The sequence below is a fragment of the Prochlorococcus marinus XMU1408 genome, assembly GCF_003208055.1.
In the GTDB taxonomy this organism is placed as follows: Bacteria; Cyanobacteriota; Cyanobacteriia; order PCC-6307; family Cyanobiaceae; genus Prochlorococcus_B; species Prochlorococcus_B marinus_A.
Genome location: NZ_QJUE01000007.1, coordinates 68,411 through 87,833 on the forward strand (window position 1 = coordinate 68,411; position 19,423 = coordinate 87,833).

15 protein-coding genes are annotated in these 19,423 nt (G+C 34.3%); 11 read left to right on the forward strand and 4 right to left on the reverse strand.

Annotated features, from left to right (window positions below; all coding sequences use genetic code 11):
- Positions 1–234 precede the first annotated feature (234 nt).
- The 4 genes from DNJ73_RS09475 (at position 235) to DNJ73_RS09495 (ending at position 5,044) form a co-directional block, all read left to right on the forward strand.
- Positions 235–1,896: a ferredoxin--nitrite reductase gene (locus DNJ73_RS09475; RefSeq protein ID WP_158467470.1), complete on the forward strand. Its 1,662-nt coding sequence runs from the start codon at positions 235–237 to the stop codon at positions 1,894–1,896.
- Positions 1,897–2,159: 263 nt separating this feature from the next.
- Entirely contained in the window at positions 2,160–3,050 is an 891-nt protein-coding gene (locus tag DNJ73_RS09485; RefSeq protein WP_158467499.1) for a formate/nitrite transporter family protein, read from the forward strand.
- Between the two features lie 218 nt (positions 3,051–3,268).
- Positions 3,269–3,979: a capsid protein gene (locus tag DNJ73_RS09490; RefSeq protein ID WP_158467471.1), complete on the forward strand. Its 711-nt coding sequence runs from the start codon at positions 3,269–3,271 to the stop codon at positions 3,977–3,979.
- Between the two features lie 6 nt (positions 3,980–3,985).
- Positions 3,986–5,044, forward strand: coding sequence for an anthranilate phosphoribosyltransferase family protein (locus DNJ73_RS09495; RefSeq protein WP_158467472.1), 1,059 nt, complete (start codon positions 3,986–3,988; stop codon positions 5,042–5,044).
- A 19-nt stretch (positions 5,045–5,063) separates the two neighbouring features.
- Here the strand turns inward: DNJ73_RS09495 and DNJ73_RS09500 are convergent, their stop codons facing one another.
- Positions 5,064–5,495: a GNAT family N-acetyltransferase gene (locus tag DNJ73_RS09500; protein ID WP_158467500.1), complete on the reverse strand. Its 432-nt coding sequence runs from the start codon at positions 5,493–5,495 to the stop codon at positions 5,064–5,066.
- Positions 5,496–5,604: 109 nt separating this feature from the next.
- Here DNJ73_RS09500 and DNJ73_RS09505 point away from each other — a divergent pair, with 109 nt between their 5' ends.
- From DNJ73_RS09505 to DNJ73_RS09520, 4 genes are all read left to right on the forward strand, one after another.
- A complete protein-coding gene (locus DNJ73_RS09505; protein ID WP_158467473.1) occupies positions 5,605–6,849 on the forward strand; it encodes an MFS transporter in 1,245 nt (414 codons plus the stop codon).
- A gap of 60 nt (positions 6,850–6,909) precedes the next feature.
- On the forward strand, positions 6,910–9,039 hold the full coding sequence (gene ppk1 / locus DNJ73_RS09510) for a polyphosphate kinase 1 (RefSeq protein WP_158467474.1): 2,130 nt from the start codon (positions 6,910–6,912) through the stop codon (positions 9,037–9,039).
- A gap of 155 nt (positions 9,040–9,194) precedes the next feature.
- Entirely contained in the window at positions 9,195–10,217 is a 1,023-nt protein-coding gene (locus tag DNJ73_RS09515) for an RpoD/SigA family RNA polymerase sigma factor (protein ID WP_158467475.1), read from the forward strand.
- A 3-nt stretch (positions 10,218–10,220) separates the two neighbouring features.
- Positions 10,221–10,874 (forward strand): diacylglycerol/polyprenol kinase family protein, encoded by a 654-nt coding sequence (locus DNJ73_RS09520; RefSeq protein ID WP_158467476.1) that lies wholly within the window; start codon positions 10,221–10,223, stop codon positions 10,872–10,874.
- A gap of 15 nt (positions 10,875–10,889) precedes the next feature.
- On the opposite strand, the gene DNJ73_RS09525 is transcribed toward DNJ73_RS09520, so the two are convergent.
- Positions 10,890–11,960, reverse strand: a complete 1,071-nt coding sequence (locus DNJ73_RS09525) for a 3-deoxy-7-phosphoheptulonate synthase (protein WP_158467477.1) — start codon at positions 11,958–11,960, stop codon at positions 10,890–10,892.
- Between the two features lie 153 nt (positions 11,961–12,113).
- Between DNJ73_RS09525 and acnB the strand changes: the two genes are divergently transcribed.
- Both acnB and DNJ73_RS09535 read left to right on the forward strand, forming a co-directional pair.
- Positions 12,114–14,714: a bifunctional aconitate hydratase 2/2-methylisocitrate dehydratase gene (gene acnB / locus DNJ73_RS09530; RefSeq protein ID WP_158467478.1), complete on the forward strand. Its 2,601-nt coding sequence runs from the start codon at positions 12,114–12,116 to the stop codon at positions 14,712–14,714.
- Between the two features lie 10 nt (positions 14,715–14,724).
- Positions 14,725–16,077, forward strand: a complete 1,353-nt coding sequence (locus DNJ73_RS09535; RefSeq protein ID WP_158467479.1) for a ClC family H(+)/Cl(-) exchange transporter — start codon at positions 14,725–14,727, stop codon at positions 16,075–16,077.
- A gap of 5 nt (positions 16,078–16,082) precedes the next feature.
- Here DNJ73_RS09535 and DNJ73_RS09540 read toward each other — a convergent pair whose 3' ends face one another.
- Together DNJ73_RS09540 and purU are read right to left on the reverse strand one after the other, a co-directional pair.
- On the reverse strand, positions 16,083–17,387 hold the full coding sequence (locus tag DNJ73_RS09540; RefSeq protein ID WP_158467480.1) for an O-antigen ligase family protein: 1,305 nt from the start codon (positions 17,385–17,387) through the stop codon (positions 16,083–16,085).
- Positions 17,384–18,238: a formyltetrahydrofolate deformylase gene (gene purU / locus DNJ73_RS09545; protein WP_158467481.1), complete on the reverse strand. Its 855-nt coding sequence runs from the start codon at positions 18,236–18,238 to the stop codon at positions 17,384–17,386. Before purU ends, DNJ73_RS09540 begins: the two co-directional genes overlap by 4 nt.
- Before the next feature lie 80 nt (positions 18,239–18,318).
- On the opposite strand from purU, the gene DNJ73_RS09550 reads away from it, so the two are divergent.
- Positions 18,319–19,422, forward strand: a complete 1,104-nt coding sequence (locus DNJ73_RS09550; protein WP_158467482.1) for an NAD(P)/FAD-dependent oxidoreductase — start codon at positions 18,319–18,321, stop codon at positions 19,420–19,422.
- Position 19,423: the final 1 nt, after the last annotated feature.

A 19,423-nucleotide genomic window follows, 5' to 3' on the forward strand; every position in this document is an offset into this window, starting at 1 on the left:
GAGACCTCTTTGCTATGAAAGAGGTTTGGGAAATGCTCAAAAGTGGAGCGATTAGAAGCCTCGGAGAAATTGGACGCCAATACTAAATGGGTAAATTTGAAAACCAATTAATCAATTAAATAGATATGTACGTTGTATTGGATGTTACTAAAAGAATAAAAAAATTTGGTAAAAACTGATACATACAAAGTTTGTCTTTTGACGGTTAATTAATAATGTTAATTACGGATTGTGATGGCCAAGTACTATCTAGAAGGTAAAAAACTAAATCAAGTTGAAAAAAATAAAGCTGCTAAGGATGGACTTGAAATAGGAAAGGATATAGAGAAGTTTGCTGAAATGGGATGGGAGGAAATGGATAAAACTGATTTAGAATTAAGATTAAAATGGTATGGAATGTTTTGGAGGCCCAAAACACCTGGTAAGTTCATGTTAAGGCTAAGAATACCTAATGGGATAATTAATTCAGAACAACTCAAAGTAATTGCATCAATTGTTGCTAGATATGGAGAAAATGGAAGTTGTGATATAACAACTAGACAAAATATACAACTTAGAGGTGTTTTAATTAGTGATTTACCTGAGATATTAAATAGATTAGACAAAGTAAACATATCAACAACTCAATCTGGATTTGATAATCCAAGAAATGTTACTGGCAATCCAATCGCTGGGGTTGACCCAGAAGAAATTATAGACACAAGAAAATATACATCAAAAATGCAAGATCATTTAACTAATGAAGGCAAAGGAAATTCAGAATTTTCAAATCTTCCAAGAAAATGGAATACAGCTATAGCAGGTTCTAAAGATAATTTTCTTTTACATAATGATTTGATTTTTCATCCGGTAAAAATTAATAATGTTTTAGGTTTTAGTGTTTGGGTTGGAGGTGTACTTTCATCAGTAATGAATGAATATGCAGTTCCGTTAAATGCCTGGGTTGAAGAAGAAAAAATTTATGAATTAACATCAATCATTATATCCCTATGGAGAGATAATGGAGAAAGAAATATAAGACCTAAAGGTAGGTTTAGATTTTATTTAGATAAAATTGGGATTGAGAAATTTAGAGATCTTGTCGAAAAACAATATGGAGAATTAAAAGAAGATCCAGGATCAATATTTTCAGATAAACCAAGGTCATTTTTTGGAATTCATCCTCAAAAGCAAGAAAATAAATATTATGCAGGAATTCATGTGCCAGTAGGTCGACTTTTGGCTGAAGATTTACAAGATCTAGCGAATATCAGCAATAATTTTGGTAACAAAGAAATAAGACTTACTGAAGATCAAAATGTTATTGTTACTGGTATAGATACAAATCTAATTGAAGAATTTAAGGGGCAATCTATCTTACAAAAGTTTCCATTAGAACCAGAAACTATTGCAGCAGGTACTGTTTCTTGTACTGGAAATACCTATTGTGGTTTCGCTCTGACAAATACAAAAGATCAAGCTTTAAAAATCTCACATGAATTAGACAAAGAATTAGATTTAAAAGACGAGTTAAAGATTCATTGGACAGGGTGTCCTAATAGTTGTGGGCAAGCCTACATGGGAGGAATTGGTTTAACGGGTAAAAAAGCTAAAGACAAAGAAGGAAAAACCGTTGAAGCTTATGATATATGCATTGGTGGATCACAAGGACCTAATTATAAATTAGGCGAATTAATAAAAAAATCTGTCCCTCAAGATGAACTAAAAGATGTACTAAAAGATTTACTTATCTCAAATTTTGATGCAAAAGAAAAAATATTTTTAAGTAAGAAATCTGGTTCATTTTCTCTTTTCATGAATTGGTTTAACAACCTTGGCAAAGATAAGCCTTTAGTTAATAGAGCCAATGGTAGCCCCGACATCTTTTCCAAATTTATGAATCGAATTAGCAATTAATTCGATTTTATAAAAATTATTTTTATTACTTTTTAAATTTATGACTCAAAGTGCTTCTCAAATGAGCTCCGTCTTACCTAAAGATTCTATTTCTCGTTTCATGAATTGGTTTAACAACCTTGGCAAAGATAAGCCTTTAGTTAATAGAGCCAATGGTAGCCCCGACATCTTTTCCAAATTTATGAATCGAATTAGCAATTAATTCGATTTTATAAAAATTATTTTTATTACTTTTTAAATTTATGACTCAAAGTGCTTCTCAAATGGACTACGTCCTGCCAAATGAATTGGTAGATGGAATGATTGCTGCAGGTGGAAAGAAATCATCTGTAAGCGTAAAAAACTTACTAATAAGAGGCTTCTATTCAGGAGCAATTTTAGGTTTAGCGACATGTCTTGCAATTACTATAGGTATTCAATCTGGGATGCCTTGGTTAGGTTCTTTCATATTTCCTTTTGGTTTTGCAAGCATCGTTCTTTTTGGTATGGAGCTTGTTACTGGTAATTTTGCGTTACTACCAATGGCAGTATGGGCTGGAAAAAGTTCTTGGTCTGCAACTGTAAGGAATTGGCTATGGGTTTGGATCGGTAATTTTCTTGGTACAGCATTTGTTGCCGTACTACTTTCAATTAGTTTATCTAGTGCTGGAAATATAGATCCTTTAACTGCTGCTGAAGGTGGAAAAGGATGGGCAGTTGTTGCAGCAAAAATAATAGCTATTCATAAAGCAAACACAGTTGTTAAGTATGAAGCGCTTGGAAGTACTGGTTTTTTCCTTGCATTTTTACGTGGGGTAATTGCAAACTGGCTAGTTTGTTTAGGTGTAACAATGGCACTTGTAAGTAAAAGTGTTCCAGGCAAAATACTTGCTTGCTGGCTACCTATAACTGCATTCCAAACAATGGGAATGGAGCACATAGTAGTTAATATGTTTTTGCATACAACTGGCCCTCTACTTGGATCTGGTATTCCTTTTACAAAAGTAATCTTTTGGAATTTCTTTCCAGTTACTATTGGAAATATTGTTGGAGGAATGGTATTTATTGGAATGCTTTTCTATAGCACCCACAAAACTCCAATATCTAACGTTTTACCAGACGTCAAAGATGAAAAGCTAGAAAGAGAGGTGGCCGCACAACTTGGTGCAAGATAAAATTAAACAAATTAAATTTTAAACTAAATTAAGAAAGCCTAGAATACAATTTTCTAGGCTTTCTTAATATCTCTACTACTTAGTAGGTATTAATAAGGTTTCAAACAATTTTCAATTGATCTCTAAACAAATCAAATACTTGACTTGATTAATAAACAAAGAGTAACTTATAAAATTAATCTGATTAATTATTTTCTAATCCACTAAATTTAAATTCTATGATTATTGAAGAAAGCAATATATGGGATACGCTTAATAACGCAAAAAAAACTAAGCCAAGCGCTGAGTGGCTTAAGAATGCATACAATCCAAATATCAACTACGAACTTAGGCAAGAAATCGCTAATCGCTTAGGACAATTATCAAAAGTAGGATGGATAAAAATAAAAAATCTAATTAATACATATGGCAATAAAGATGAACTAATTCTTGCTGCAGGACTTACTTATCAAGAGGATGCCAAAGAATGGCTCTTAAAACATCTTTATGATGATGACATTATGAGCATCAAAATCGTAGAAGCTTTAGCTTGCTGGGGAGGAACATTACCGATTGAGTTGATCAAAACAATATTAGAAGATAAACGTGAACAAATGAAAATAGCTGGTCTAGAATTACTAAAGTTTAAAGCTCATTTACTTTCTGATTCTCATTTACTTGATATAGCAAAGTCACCTTTAAATGATTTCAGAGAAGAGATAGTAATCAAAACACTGACAATCATTCAAAGACGTGAAAGCCTAGATATCTGCATAGCTATAAGCGATGTAATACAAAAAGGATCGGATAAATCTGCATACTATGGCTTAATGGCTCTTGGTTCAATTGGAACTGAAATTAGTAAAAATATCCTATTAGATTTGGTCAAAAATTTGAAGAATACTCAACGCAAAGAACTTGCAAAAAAACAACTTCACTTTGAAATATAAGCTCTCATGACAAACAAATACGAAGAATTTAAAACCTATTTAAAAAAAATAGGTAGTGGTGAGTTCACAGGGAAAAGTCTTACTCGCGAAGAAACTAAATCAGCTATTAAGCTGATGCTAAAAGAAGAAGCAAGCGCAGCACAAATTGGTGGCTTCATGATTGCGCATAGAATTAGACGTCCCATCCCTGAAGAATTAGCTGGGATGATTGATGCCTATATAGAACTAGGACCCAAAATTCAATCACCCAGCAATCAACGTCAACCTATATTTTTTGGGATGCCTTTTGATGGGCGAAAAAAAACAGCGCCAATTTACCCTCTAACAACTTTACTATTACTAACTCAGAAACAGCCTGTTATTTTGCATGGTGGTTCTCGTATGCCAGTGAAATACGGCGTTACTCATCACGAACTCTTTCAAGCCTTAGGAATAAATTTAACTGGTCTATCCATAGAACAACTGCAAAGTTTTTTCAACCATAACGATCTAGCTTTAATACATCAGCCAGATCATTTTCCGCTAGCTGAAAATTTAATTCCTTACAGAGATCAAATAGGTAAGCGACCACCTCTAGCAAGTATGGAATTAATCTGGACATGTCATCAAGGAAATCATCTACATATAAGTGGCTATGTTCATTCACCTACTGAAGAAAGACATTGGAAGACCTTAGAGCTTATGGGAGAACAAAATGTGATGACTATCAAAGGACTGGAAGGTGGAATAGATCTTTCAATTAGTCGTTCATCAACAATTGGACAGTACAAAAATCAATATGGAACTAGAACTGTTTTTCATCCCAAAGACTACAAATGTTCTGGAAAAGATATTGAATGGAACAACATCACAGAATGGAAAAGATTTGCTTTACAAGCTCTTAATGGCGAGGGTCCTTTAATAAAAGCACTTGAATGGAATGCTGGTATTTACTTTTTTTATGCAGGCTTAAGCTCTGATATTAAAGAAGGAATTAATAAAGCAAAAGAAATAATCAATTCAGAACTTGCTATCAAGCACTTAGAAAAATTAATTGATTGGAGTGAGAAAAATATTGATTCCTAAAAATTTTTAAAAAATAAATTTAATACAAAGTTTTTTCCATCAAATAACGAGAAAAATGCACACCACCTATTTGAATTTCTTCAGGGGAAATAATTGTCCATCCATGACGTAAAAGCAGTTGATAACTACATAAACTTGCCTCGGTTTTTAAAGTTATTGGTCTATCTTTAAGAGTATCTGCCTCAATTTGATTTAATAGAGCCGTAGCATGCCCCTGCCGTGACGAACGCCCTCGGCAATAAAGCAATGCCAAGCGATTATGGGGATATTTTAAAGCAAATGCTTCAATAGTTTTATCAACACAACTCACCCAGCCCACCCCTTGCTTCAGAGGTTTATCTAAAATCCCAGGAAGATACGCTAAAGCTGACCATGCTTCAATCTGTTCTTGGCTGTACAAGGATTTGTCGCAAGTTCGAATAGCATCTTCATAAACTTCTCTGAGGGCCATTTCATCAGAACTCTCACAAGGTCGCAAATATCGATTTAGACTGTTTTTACTAAATGAAGCCAAGTTCTCTGACAGTATGAGAAGGTGAATAAATTATGAGCTATTTGCATTGAGAAGGCTAAAAATTCCCACCCTTTTAGGAGCTTTCATAACACTTCTAGATGATCGTTTGGGCGAAACCATTGTTTTGCCTTTATTACCTTTTTTATTAGAACAATTCACGACAAGCGCGACGACTCTTGGTTTTTTAACTGGAACTTATGCAATATCTCAGTTTGCTGCAGCACCACTAATTGGAGCTATGAGTGATCGTTTCGGTCGTAAGCCAATCATGATCACATGTGTATCTGGTTCAGTAATAGGAATATGTCTATTTGCATTAACTGTAAGCCTGAATTGGGATAATTATTTACCTTTATGGGCCTCAGCTTTACCTTTATCTTTACTATTTTTAGCCAGAATAATTGATGGTATAAGTGGCGGTACTGCAGCTACTGCTACTACAATACTTGCAGATATATCAACTCCCGAAAATCGCGCAAAAACCTTTGGATTAATTGGAGTAGCATTTGGTTTAGGTTTTATTCTTGGTCCAGGATTAGGAACAGCTCTTGCTAAATTTAGTGTTACTTTACCGGTATGGGTAGCAAGTGGATTTGCAATATTTAATCTTATTTTTGTAATTTGGTTTCTACCGGAAACACTGCCCAAAAATAAAAGAAATTTACTACCAAGGAAAAGAGATTTGAATCCAATTAGTCAGCTACTAATTGTATTCAAAAACCCCTTAGCTAGAAGACTTTGCTTATCCTTTTTTGTTTTCTTTATGGCATTTAATGGCTTTACAGCTGTTTTAGTCCTTTATTTAAAAGAAAAATTTGGATGGAGTCCTGAATTATGTAGTGCTGCTTTTATTGTCGTTGGAGTTATCGCAATGATTGTTCAAGGAGGCCTAATAGGTCCTCTTGTAAAAAGATTTGGTGAGTCGAGATTAACTTTTACTGGTATTGGCTTTGTAATGACAGGATGTATTCTTTTAACGCTTGCAAATATAGATACGTCAATTCCTCTTGTATTTTCTGGCGTCGCAATACTTGCAATGGGAACTGGACTAGTAACTCCTAGTTTAAGAGCACTAATTTCAAGAAGACTAAGTTCTATAGGTCAAGGAGCAGTATTAGGAAATCTGCAGGGATTACAAAGTCTGGGAACATTTCTTGGTGCAATAGCAGCAGGACGTTCATATGATATTTTTGGTCCAAAAAGTCCATTTTTTGGAACCATATTGCTCCTATTATTCGTTATGTTTTTAATTTCGGGTAAAAATCTTCGGAATAGAAAAGTAAGCGTCTAGACTTATAGATAGCCAAGATATTAAAGTTATAATTGGAAATTAAATCAATTAGTTATAGATATGAGCACTTCTAACATCAATAATGAAAACTATATTAATCGTGAACTTAGTTGGATAGATTTTAATAAGCGTGTTTTAGAATTAGCAATAGAAGAAGAAACACCTCTACTTGAAAAGATTAAATTTAGCTCGATTTTTAGCAATAATTTAGACGAGTTCTTTATGGTGAGAGTTGCTTCATTAAAATCACAAGTAGATGGTGGGATATCGAAAAAAAGCCAAGACGGGCGATCGGCCGAAGAGCAACTTGATGCAATTAGAAATTATCTAGATCCTATTTTAGATAAGCAACAATCTAAAACAAAATACTATATACAAGATGAATTTAAAAAAAATAATTTATTTATACTTGAATATAAAGAATTGAACGAAAAGCAAAAGGTTTGGATTGATAATTACTTTACAAATGCAATTTTTCCAATATTAACTCCTTTAGCTGTTGATCCTGCGCACCCATTTCCTTTTATAAGTAATCTTAGTCTCAATTTAGCCGCAATCATATTCGATAGAGAAACAGAAAAAGAACAATTTACTCGTATAAAAATTCCAGGTGAAAGTATTTCTAGATTTATAAGTATTCCAATTGAGCTAGATGATAATCAATCAGCAAAATATACAGGTATTGCAATTGAACAAATTATTGCAAATAACCTTATAATGCTATTCCCAGGAATGGAGGTTAAAGCATATTCATTCTTTCGTGTAACGAGAGATGCTGATCTAGAGCTTCGTGATCTTGAAGCTGATGATTTAATGAGTGCATTAGAAGAAGGTTTAAGAAAAAGACGCAAAGGTGGCGAAGTAGTAAGACTAGAGGTTTCCTCAAATACACCAGAAATAATTCTTGATTTACTACAAGAAGGTATGCATGTTGAGAAAGAAAATTTATATCAAATCGAAGGATTACTAGCTTTAGATGAGCTCATAGAATTAACAGCAATTAATCTTCCAAAACTAAAATTTAAAGAGCATCAAGGGATCACTCATAATCAACTGAAAAACAGTCAATTAAGAGAGACTGAAGATTTAGATATTAGAAATAAAAATAACTTTAAAAGTATATTTTCGATTATTCGCCGTAATGATTTACTAGTCCATCACCCATATAATCTTTTTTCAACATCAGTCGAAGAATTTATCAATCAAGCTGCAGAAGATTCACAAGTCATGGGAATAAAAATGACATTGTATAGAATATCAAAAGACTCTTTAATTATTGATGCACTAATCAGAGCTGCTGAAAAAGGAAAGCAAGTGATGGCTCTGGTTGAACTCAAAGCAAGATTTGATGAAGATAATAATATCCAATGGGCAAAGCAATTAGAACAATCAGGAGTACATGTTGTATATGGCGTAATTGGACTTAAAACTCATACAAAAATCGCATTAGTAATAAGGAAAGAAAAAAATAGATTAAGGTCATATTTTCATATTGGGACTGGCAATTATAATTCAAAAACATCAAAAACCTATACAGATCTTGGTTTACTTTCTTGCCAACCTGAACTTGGTCAAGATCTTATTGAGCTATTTAATTATCTAACAGGATTTGCTAAACAACAATCTTATAGAAAGTTATTAGTTGCTCCGGTAACTCTCAGGCATGGAATCGAAAAGTTAATCAAAAGAGAAATCAAGCATGCAAAAACTGGACTTCCTGCAAAAATAATAGCCAAAATGAATTCTCTTGTTGATCCTGAAATTATAAAATTACTTTATGAAGCCTCAAGAGAAGGAGTACAAATTGAACTCATTATCAGAGGAATGTGTTGTCTATATCCTCAGAAAAAAGGCTTAAGCGAGAATATAAAAGTAAAGAGTATTATTGGTCGATTTTTAGAGCATTCAAGAATTTTTTGGTTTAATAACGATGGAAATGCAGAAGTCTTTATTGGTAGTGCAGATTGGATGAGACGCAATTTAGATAGAAGAGTAGAAGCAGTTACTCCTATTGAAGATAATAAAATCAAAAAAGAAATTAAACATTTATTAGATTCTTATATAGAGGAATCTAAAGACTGTTGGATTATGCAAAGTGATGGAAGCTACATTAAAAATGAAATTTTGAATGATAAAAAAAGATATCTTCAAGAAAAAATTATCAAGCTGTACAAAAAAGAAGCAAATTAAAAGATTCATAAATTTTATGAAAACATTTAATCTGTTTTTTTTGATGCGCTTTATACCTAATTAAGCCAAAAAACATAAATTTTTCGTTTCAATTAGTCAACTTCTTCCTATAAGTGCTACCTTCTTAATAAATCTAATTTCAAGAGGCCAGGGTGATGGGGATCCCGCTGGAATCTGCCAAAGACATTACTGCTGTTTCAGCAGAAATATCTAATGCGGCAAGTACAACTGAAAAACTATCTACATCAACTGTAAGTAGTCAAAAATCTCGAGGTTCACGAAGGCAAAGTAATCGTTTAGCCACTGATGCAATAGGTTTTTATCTAACAAGTATTGGACGAGTTCCTCTTTTAACTCCTGCAGAAGAAATTGAGCTTGCTCATCACGTTCAACAAATGAAAGATTTGTTGAATCTTCCAAAAGAAGAAAGAACTCCACGTCAAAAGCATAAAATAAAAATGGGTAAGCGAGCCAGAGATCGTATGATGGCTGCAAATCTAAGACTTGTTGTAAGCGTTGCAAAAAAATATCAAAACCAAGGTCTTGAATTACTAGATTTAGTTCAAGAAGGTGCAATTGGCCTTGAAAGAGCTGTTGATAAATTTGATCCTGCAATGGGTTATAAATTTTCAACCTATGCATACTGGTGGATACGACAAGGTATGACGCGTGCAATTGATAACAGTGCTAGAACTATTCGCCTGCCGATACATATCAGCGAAAAACTCTCAAAAATGCGCCGTATCTCACGGGAATTATCACATCGATTTGGCAGGCAGCCAAATCGACTAGAGCTTGCCAATGCGATGGGAATTGAACCTCAAGATCTGGAAGATCTTGTATCGCAAAGTGCGCCATGTGCTTCTCTTGATGCTCACGCAAGAGGCGAAGAAGATCGTAGTACTTTAGGAGAATTAATTCCAGACCCAAATTATGATGAGCCTATGGAAGGAATGGATAGAAGTATTCAAAAAGAACACCTCGGTGGATGGTTATCTCAATTAAATGAGAGAGAGCAAAAAATTATGAGGCTGCGATTTGGCCTGGACGGAGAAGAACCACTGACTCTTGCTGAAATTGGTAGACAAATAAATGTGTCGAGAGAGCGTGTAAGACAACTTGAAGCAAAAGCAATTTTAAAATTAAGGGTTATGACTACTCATCAAAACGCTGCATAAACATTGCCAATTCAAATAGCTATTTTTGTTATTGCCTTATGGATAATAACAATTTTAGTAATTGCATTTTTATGTAAACGATTTTTTCCTAAAAAAGAGGAGTTAAGTAGAAAAATTATTCATATTGGTACTGGACCAGTAATTCTATTAGCTTGGTTATTTGATATTCCAAAAAATATAGCTTTTTTTTCTGCATTTTTGGTCACTATAGCCTTAGGTATTAATTATCAATATCGTTTATTACCTGCTATTGAGGATATTGAGAGAAAGAGTTTTGGAACAATTGCATATGGTATCAGCATCACACTTTTACTTTTATTCTTCTGGCCTAACTATTCAGCATCTATTTCGATAGGAGTCCTATCAATGGCTTTTGGTGATGGATTGGCAGGCTTAATTGGAAGATCAATTAATTCTCCAAATTGGACAGTGCTTGGTCAAACAAAATCAATAGCAGGAACATTAACAATGGGATCAATAGTAGCTATGACATCTGCAACAATCTCATCAATAAATAATCTCGGAATACAGCCTTTAGAAATTATAGTCATATCTTTAATAGCCACTTTTTTAGAACAAATAAGTCCTTGGGGCATAGACAATATAACTGTTCCTATTGGAGTAACCTGTGTAGGAATATGGCTTGTTGGAACATAAACCACTACAGAAAATTTATTTCACTGATTCAGCTAATTCCTCCAATAAAACCTCAGTTGTAGAAAAGTTAATGCATGCATCTGTAACACTTTGCCCGTACGTAAGTTTTGATAAATCCGAATTTAATTTCTGATTGCCCTCTACAAGATGACTTTCAATCATTACCCCCATTATATTCTTTGATCCACCTTTTAATTGAGATGCTACATCACGTAAAACTTCTGATTGTCTACGGAAATCTTTATTTGAATTGCCATGACTACAATCAATCATCACTCTTTCAGCCATTTTAGATTGTGCTAATTCATCTGCAATTAAAGTAACTGCATCAAGATGATAATTAGTTCCATTATTACCACCTCTTAGAACAAGATGACCATCTGGATTGCCTGTAGTACTAACGATTGAAGCATGACCATCATTATTAATTCCTAAAAAATGATGGGGTTTTGAAGCCGCTTGCATGGCATTAATAGCAATCGTTGCAGTTCCATCAGTACCATTTTTATAACCAACTGGCATTGATAATCCTGAAGCCATCTCACGATGAGTCTGACTTTCTGTTGTTCTTGCTCCAATAGCAGTCCAACTAATTAAATCAGCAATATATTGAGGAACAACTGGATCAAGTAACTCAGTTGCTGCGGGCATTCCTTGAGTCGCTAAATCAAGTAATAGACCTCTTGCTTTTCTTAAGCCAGTATTAATATCATAAGAATTATCAAGATGAGGGTCATTGATAAGTCCTTTCCACCCAACAGTAGTGCGTGGTTTCTCAAAATAAACACGCATAACAATTTCTAGCTGTTGTGAATATTTTGCTCTCAATGGGGCTAAGCGATTTGCATATTCAATGGCAGCATCAACATCATGAACTGAACATGGTCCAACAATCACCAAAATTCTTTGATCAATACCGTGAAGAATTGATTGAATCTTTTGTCTAGTTGTAGAGACAACTTCAGATGCTGCCTTATCTAATGGCAAATCTCTGTGAATTAATGCTGGTGACATTAATGGACGTGTCTCGACCACATGAAGGTCAGAGGTGCTATCCACCATTGAAAAATATGATGAGGTGGACATTTAAAACGTGATCATAGTTATAAGATTAGAGAAGTATCAGTCATAGGGGGGTAATAAGTTGCATTATCTGAATCTTTGTTCAAGAAACATGCGATTGTAAAAAAAGAAAATAACAGACTCTCACTCAAATACATCCTCTCTTGAGATTTAAACATGCTAAAAAACTACTTATCACATGCTGCAGAAAGACAAGCTTTAGGAATTCCTCCGCTTCCTTTAGATGCAAAACAGACTCAAGCCTTAACAAAGTTATTAGAAAAGCCAGATAAAGAAATCGATCAAAACTTCTTACTAGATCTTCTTATCAATCGAATTCCTCCTGGAGTTGATCAAGCCTCTTATGTCAAAGCCACTTGGCTTAGCTCACTTGCTCAAGAAGAATCGAAAAGTCCATTAGTAAGTCCTTTAAAAGCAACTGAACTATTGGGTACAATGATTGGGGGCTATAATGTAGCAGCATTAATTGAAATACTAAAATCTAATAATAAAGAATTAGCAGCCTCAGCATCTAAAGCATTAAGTAATACTCTTTTAGTTTATGATGCATTAAACGATATTTTTGAATTAGCAAAAAACAATATTTATGCAGAAAAAGTTATAAATAGCTGGTCTAATGGAGAATGGTTCACTAATAAACAATCTTTAGCTAAAGAAATAACAGTAATAGTATTTAAAGTTGAAGGAGAAACAAATACAGATGACCTCTCTCCCGCCACTCATGCCACAACAAGACCGGATATTCCTTTACATGCTCTAGCTATGCTAGAAACTCGAGATCCAAATGGTTTAAGCACTATTGAAAAATTAAAAAAGAAAGGACATTCGATTGCATATGTTGGTGATGTAGTTGGAACAGGAAGCTCTCGAAAATCAGCAATAAACTCTGTCCTTTGGCATACAGGAGAAGACATACCCTTCGTTCCAAATAAAAGAGGGAGTGGAGTAATAATAGGAGGTAAAATTGCGCCTATTTTCTTTAATACCGCTGAAGATTCAGGTGCACTTCCAATTGAATGTGATGTAAGCAAGCTCAAAACAGGAGATGTGATAACTATTTTTCCTTACAAAGGAGAAATTAGAAGAAGTAAACATGAAAACAACGGTGGGGAACTTCTATCAAAATTTGACTTACAACCACAAACTATTACTGATGAAGTAAGAGCCGGCGGGCGCATTCCTTTAATGATTGGAAGAGCTTTAACAGACAAAGTTAGAGCAAAATTAAAACTTCCTTCATCTACTCTTTTTATTCGTCCTGGTCAGCCAGCTTTATCAAATCATGGGTTTACTCAAGCTCAAAAAATGGTGGGAAAAGCTTGCGGTTTAGAAGGCGTACTCCCTGGGACAAGTTGTGAGCCAATAATGACAACAGTTGGTAGTCAAGATACTACTGGTCCGATGACTAGAGATGAAATGAAAGAATTAGCCTGTTTAGGATTTTCTGCTGATTTAGTTATGCAGAGTTTCTGTCATACGGCGGCATATCCCAAACCCGTTGATATCAAAACTCAAAAAGAACTCCCTGATTTTTTTGCTGAAAGAGGAGGAATAGCATTAAAACCTGGTGATGGAATTATTCACAGTTGGCTAAATAGAATGCTTTTACCAGACACAGTCGGGACAGGTGGCGATAGTCACACTCGATTCCCATTGGGCATCTCATTCCCAGGTGGTTCAGGAGTTGTGGCATTTGCTGCAGCAATTGGTTCTATGCCTTTAGACATGCCTGAGTCAGTTCTTGTACGTTTTAAAGGGTCTTTACAAACTGGTGTCACTTTAAGAGATGTAGTTAATGCCATTCCATGGATGGCAATACAACAAGGTCTTCTGACAGTCGCGAAAGCAAACAAAATTAATGTGTTTAATGGAAAAATTTTAGAAATTGAAGGTCTACCAAACCTAAAATTAGAGCAAGCCTTTGAATTGACTGATGCAAGCGCAGAAAGATCTTGCGCTGGATGCACTATTCAACTCTCTGAATCAACAATCAGTGAATATTTAAAAAGCAATATTGTTTTACTTAAAAATATGATTGCTAGAGGGTATAAAGACGCAAGAACAATAAGTAGAAGAATTAAAGAAATGGAAGATTGGTTAAAAAAACCAGATTTACTATCAGCCGACCAAAATGCTCAATATTCAGAAATCATCGAAATAAACTTGAATGAACTCAAAGAACCTGTTTTAGCTTGTCCTAATGATCCTGATAACGTCAAACTTTTAAGCAAAGTCGCAGGCACTCCTATCCAAGAAGTTTTTATTGGTTCGTGTATGACTAATATTGGACATTATCGAGCTGCTGCAAAAATTCTCGAAGGAGAAGGGAAGATATCAGCGCGATTATGGGTATGTCCACCAACACGAATGGACGAGGAGATTTTGAAGAAAGAAGGGTACTACGAGATCTTTGAAAAAGCTGGTAGCCGAATGGAAATGCCTGGTTGTTCTCTATGCATGGGCAATCAAGCTCGTGTAAAAGATAATTCAACTGTTTTCTCAACCAGTACAAGAAATTTCAACAACAGATTAGGGAAAGGAGCTCAAGTGTTCTTAGGAAGTGCAGAACTGGCTGCTGTTTGCGCTTTGTTGGGTCATATCCCTACCCCTGATGAATATCTTGCAATAGCTTCCAAAAAAGTTTCCCCTTTGACTAAAGAAATATACAGATACTTAAACTTTAATGAAATACCAAACTTTATCGAAGATGGCCGTGTAATAACCAAAGAAGAAGAAGCCTCTATTTTAAAAACCTAAATTGAGATAAATGATCAAAAGTCAAAATTCCGTTCAAAAGAAATCAACTCAAAGTATAAAAAAACTTCTTCAGAAGAAATGGCTAAATGTAATTCTTGCTCTAATCCTTACAGGATTAGGAGCAGCATTAACGGGAATATTATTCAAAACTGGAATTCATGCATTAGAACAATATCGATCAAATCTTCTTGGATATATGCCTAGATGGATAGTTTTACCAATCCTAGGAACATTAGGAGGATTAATTGCTGGATCACTCATTCAAAATTTTGCTCCTGCGGCAAAAGGAGCAGGAGTAAGTCACATCATTGCATTTCTTCGCCATAAGCCAGTTCCTATGGGATTAAGAGTTGGAATCGTCAAACTATTTGCTGGAATAATTGCTATTGGCAGTGGATTCCCACTAGGGCCAGAAGGTCCAGCAGTACAAATGGGAGGATCTGTTGCCTGGAAAATGGCTAAATGGCTAAAAGCCCCTATTTCATTTCGCAGAGTCATAGTTGCAGCAGGAGGAGGAGCTGGAATTGCAGCCATTTTCAGTGCACCTATTGGAGGATTTATCTATGCAATTGAGGAACTTTTAAATTCAGCCAGACCCGTCGTCCTTTTACTAGTAGTAGTAACAACATTCTGGGCAGATAGCTGTGCTGATATTTTGCAAGCGATTGGACTAGATCAAAAAGCTGGTGGATTTGTTAATAATTTAGGTTTTCAATTAGAAAGAGCATATACACCCGTAATCAAATTCTTTCCAATAGATTTTTTATACCTAATAGCTTTAGGAATCTTACTTGGATTCTTAGCAGAAATGTATTGCCAATACGTTTTAAGAATGCAAGTCTTAGGAAACAAATGGTTTAAACATAAAACTATTCAAAGAATGAGTTTATCTGGGTTATTACTTGGTTCAGTGTACTCAATAATTCCAGAAAACCTACACAATATTGAAGGATTACAAAAAATTATTGTTAATGAAAGTAGTAGTTTTACTCTCGCAATCAGTATATTTTTAATTTTATTTTTTGCTTCTGGTTTGGCAGCTGCCTCAGGAGCACCAGGTGGTTTATTTTATCCAATGCTCACCCTAGGAGGAGCGATAGGTTTAGCCAGCGGTATAGGAGTAGAAACATTGACCGGCCATGTGCCAACAACCTATATTTTTGCAGGAATGGGCGGATTCGTAGCTGGATGCTCAAGAACGCCCTTAACAGCAATGTTTTTAGCCTTCGCATTAACTAAAAATCTTTTAATACTGAAGCCACTATTGATTACATGCATTACTAGCTTTTTAACTGCCAGAATATTTAATGAACATTCAATTTATGAAAGACAAATTACAATTGAAGAAGGTGAGTTAATATAATAATTTCAATTTTCTTTAAACACAATCTTATCCGTATCAGGATTAAAAATGATACATCTAAGACCTATTAATATTAACCAGCCTAAAATATTAACCCTGCTATCAAACATTGGTATATCAGTTGCATGGAAACAAATAAGAATCAATGCAGATGTCCACCATGCTCGATCAATTATTAAATTTTTTTGAGTTCTTAATTTATTAAATATTTTATAATAAGCCGAAATTATTAATAAAGCAAAAACAAATAGATTTAGTAAAATAGCAACTAAAATACCATGACTTATTGCTATCTCTAAAGGTAAGTTATGAGAATGACCATGATATAAACCTGTCCTTAAAGGATAAATAATTGAAAAGGCTGCTGCTCCCCAACCAAATAAAGGTTTTTCAAAAATTAAATTAAATGCAATTCTCCATTGTCCAATACGTGTTGCCTCGAATGGTCTAGTGTCAACAAACTGAATATCAGTTAATCTCATCCAAATTGATTCAGGCACAATACTTCTTGCAAATTGTTGTAATCCAGCATCAAATACGGGTAAAACAGCAATAACAATTGGAATAAAACAAATAACCATTAAAGGTATTAACCAACTCCATGATGCTGAACCAACAACCAAAGGCAATCCAATAAAAATTGCACCCCAAGCATTTCGAGAATTCGTCAAAATCATTGCTAAAACAAATGCAACCGAAAGAAGAAAAGGAATAACTCTATTTCTTCCAAAAATAAAAGGACGGATAACAGAAGCAAAGCAGAATGGCCATACACCAGACAACCATGCAGCAGTGATATTTGCGTAATCAAACAATCCTGACAATCTGCCTAAAGGCTCTCCACCTGGAGAAATAAACCAAATAATTAAACCATCAAAAAGCTCCCATGGTCCCTTCCATCCAAGCCACAACTGACCAAAGCCAGTTATCAAAACAGGTAAACTTCCTAAGACCAGCCAAGAAGCACATTTTCTTCTTCGTTCAGTAGTTAACAAATATGGTTGAAAGCCCCAAAAGCACCAAAAAAATGGCAACCAATTAAAAAGACCAATCCATGCTAACCAACCAGTTTGAGAGCGAATACAACCAACTAACATTAATAAAGATGTTAGTACTAGCGGATAATTCCAATAGTCCCTCCAATAAAGGTCCCTTCTTATAAAACTTCCTTCAAAAAGAGCTATTAGCAAAAATATATAAGAAATTAAGGCACTTGAAGGTAAAAAAAATACTCCAATCTGAAAACATCTCCAGCCATTATTTACTAATAAATTATTTTTTAAAGTCGAGAAGTTTGCATTATTAATCATGTAAATACTGCCGTTCTGCCCCTATAAACAATTACTTGCCGCCTTAAATGCAACCTTAAAGCTCTTGCTAAAGCAACTCGCTCCAAATCTCTACCCTTTCTGATTAAATCTGATACTTCATCACGATGACTGACATTAGATATTGTCTGTTCGATGATGGGACCGGCATCAAGGTCTTGAGTAACATAATGGGCTGTTGCACCGATTAATTTTACCCCTCTTTCCCAAGCCTGATGATATGGTTGAGCACCTTTAAAAGCAGGTAGAAAAGAATGGTGAATATTGATTAGATGAGGAAACTTATCTAAAAACGAACTACTTAAAATTTGCATATATTTTGCTAAAACACCTAAATCAATTTTGTACTCATTCAATAAATCTAATATTTTACTTTCAGAATCTAATTTACTATTTTTATCTACTTTTATAAGCTTAAAAGGAATATCAAAGCTTGAGCAAATCTCCTCTAAGTCTGAATGATTAGAAATAACTAAGGGAACATTCATACATAATTCACCTGCCTTAACTCTCCATAAAAGATCAACCAAGCAATGACTCTGCCTGCTAACAAATATTGCAACATTGGGGAAATCATCAGAGAAACTCAAGACTGCTTTTCCGTTCAATCGTTTCTCAAGTAAAGTAACTTCAGAATTTATTTCATTTTTATCAAGCATAAAACCGTCTAAATCCCACTCGATCCGACTTAGAAACAATTTTGCATCAGCGTCTGTATGGTGATCAGCATGTCTTATATTCCCATTTTTGCTTGCAATCCAACTCGCTAAATCACTTACTAGTCCTGGCTTATCGGGACAAATGAATTGCAAGATAACTGTTTTGATGTTCACTCCAACTATATCCTTTAACTATTCTCTTTTTTAGAGCACTCATTGAAAATTAACAAGCAAATTTCACAGCATTTGTGCAAATGAATAACCTAAAAGCAAAAAAAAATCCAATTGAAATCTCAGTAATTGGAAGCGGGATAGCAGGAATCACAACTGCCTTTCATCTAGGACAAAAAGGTTATAAAGTGAATTTAATCGATCCGAAAGTCAACTCAGAAATAAATAATATTAATCCACTAAATGGAAGCCAAGCTGCCTTGGGAGTGCTGATGGGAAATAGTTATAAAAGAACAAAAGGAAGAGCTTTTTTCCTACGAAAAAAAAGTATGGAGTTATGGAAAGATTGGCTTATTCAACTAGATTACTCCAGATCGAGTATCGCATTAGAGAAACCTTTGATTAAATTAGCGAGTTCAGCAAAAGAATATCAATCTATGATTGAAATAAGTAAAAATAAAAAAGAATATGGAATAGAACTTTTAGATGAAATCTCATTAGAGTTCTGGAGTTCAATCTTTGAAAAACAATTAATTGGTGGATTAATTTCTCATGAAGATGGTCGGTTAAATCCAATAAAATTAATAAGATTAATAATGAGCAGTCTTGATAATATGAAAGTTAATAAAATTGAAAGAAATGTTATCAGAATTAAAAATAATAAATTATCCAACAAAAACTGGCAAGTATATTTTGAAAATAATGAATATATGAATCAAGATTACATCGTTATTTGTTCTGCATTAAATACTGAAAAGTTATTAAAGCCATTAGGACATGAAATACATTTAGAGCCAATATTAGGACAAGTTTTTGAATTAGAATTAAAGGATCTAACAACTAATTGGTATCAATGGCCTGCGATATTAAATTATCAATCTATAAATTTTATACACCATGATCCTAATCATATCCTAATGGGAGCAACTATAGAAAATGGCACTGAACCAAATTTAAAATATAAGCAAGAAATGTTGGATATGAACAAGGACGCCCCAAAGTGGATAAGAAAAGCAAGAATTAGCCATCAGTGGAGTGGTATAAGAGCAAGACCAAGAAACGAACCTGCTCCATTATTAAAAGAATTAGAACCTGGATTGTTAATTAATACAGGTCACTATAGAAATGGTATTTTGTTAGCTCCTTCTTGCGCTGAATGGATTGGACTTAAAATTAACAGATGTTAAT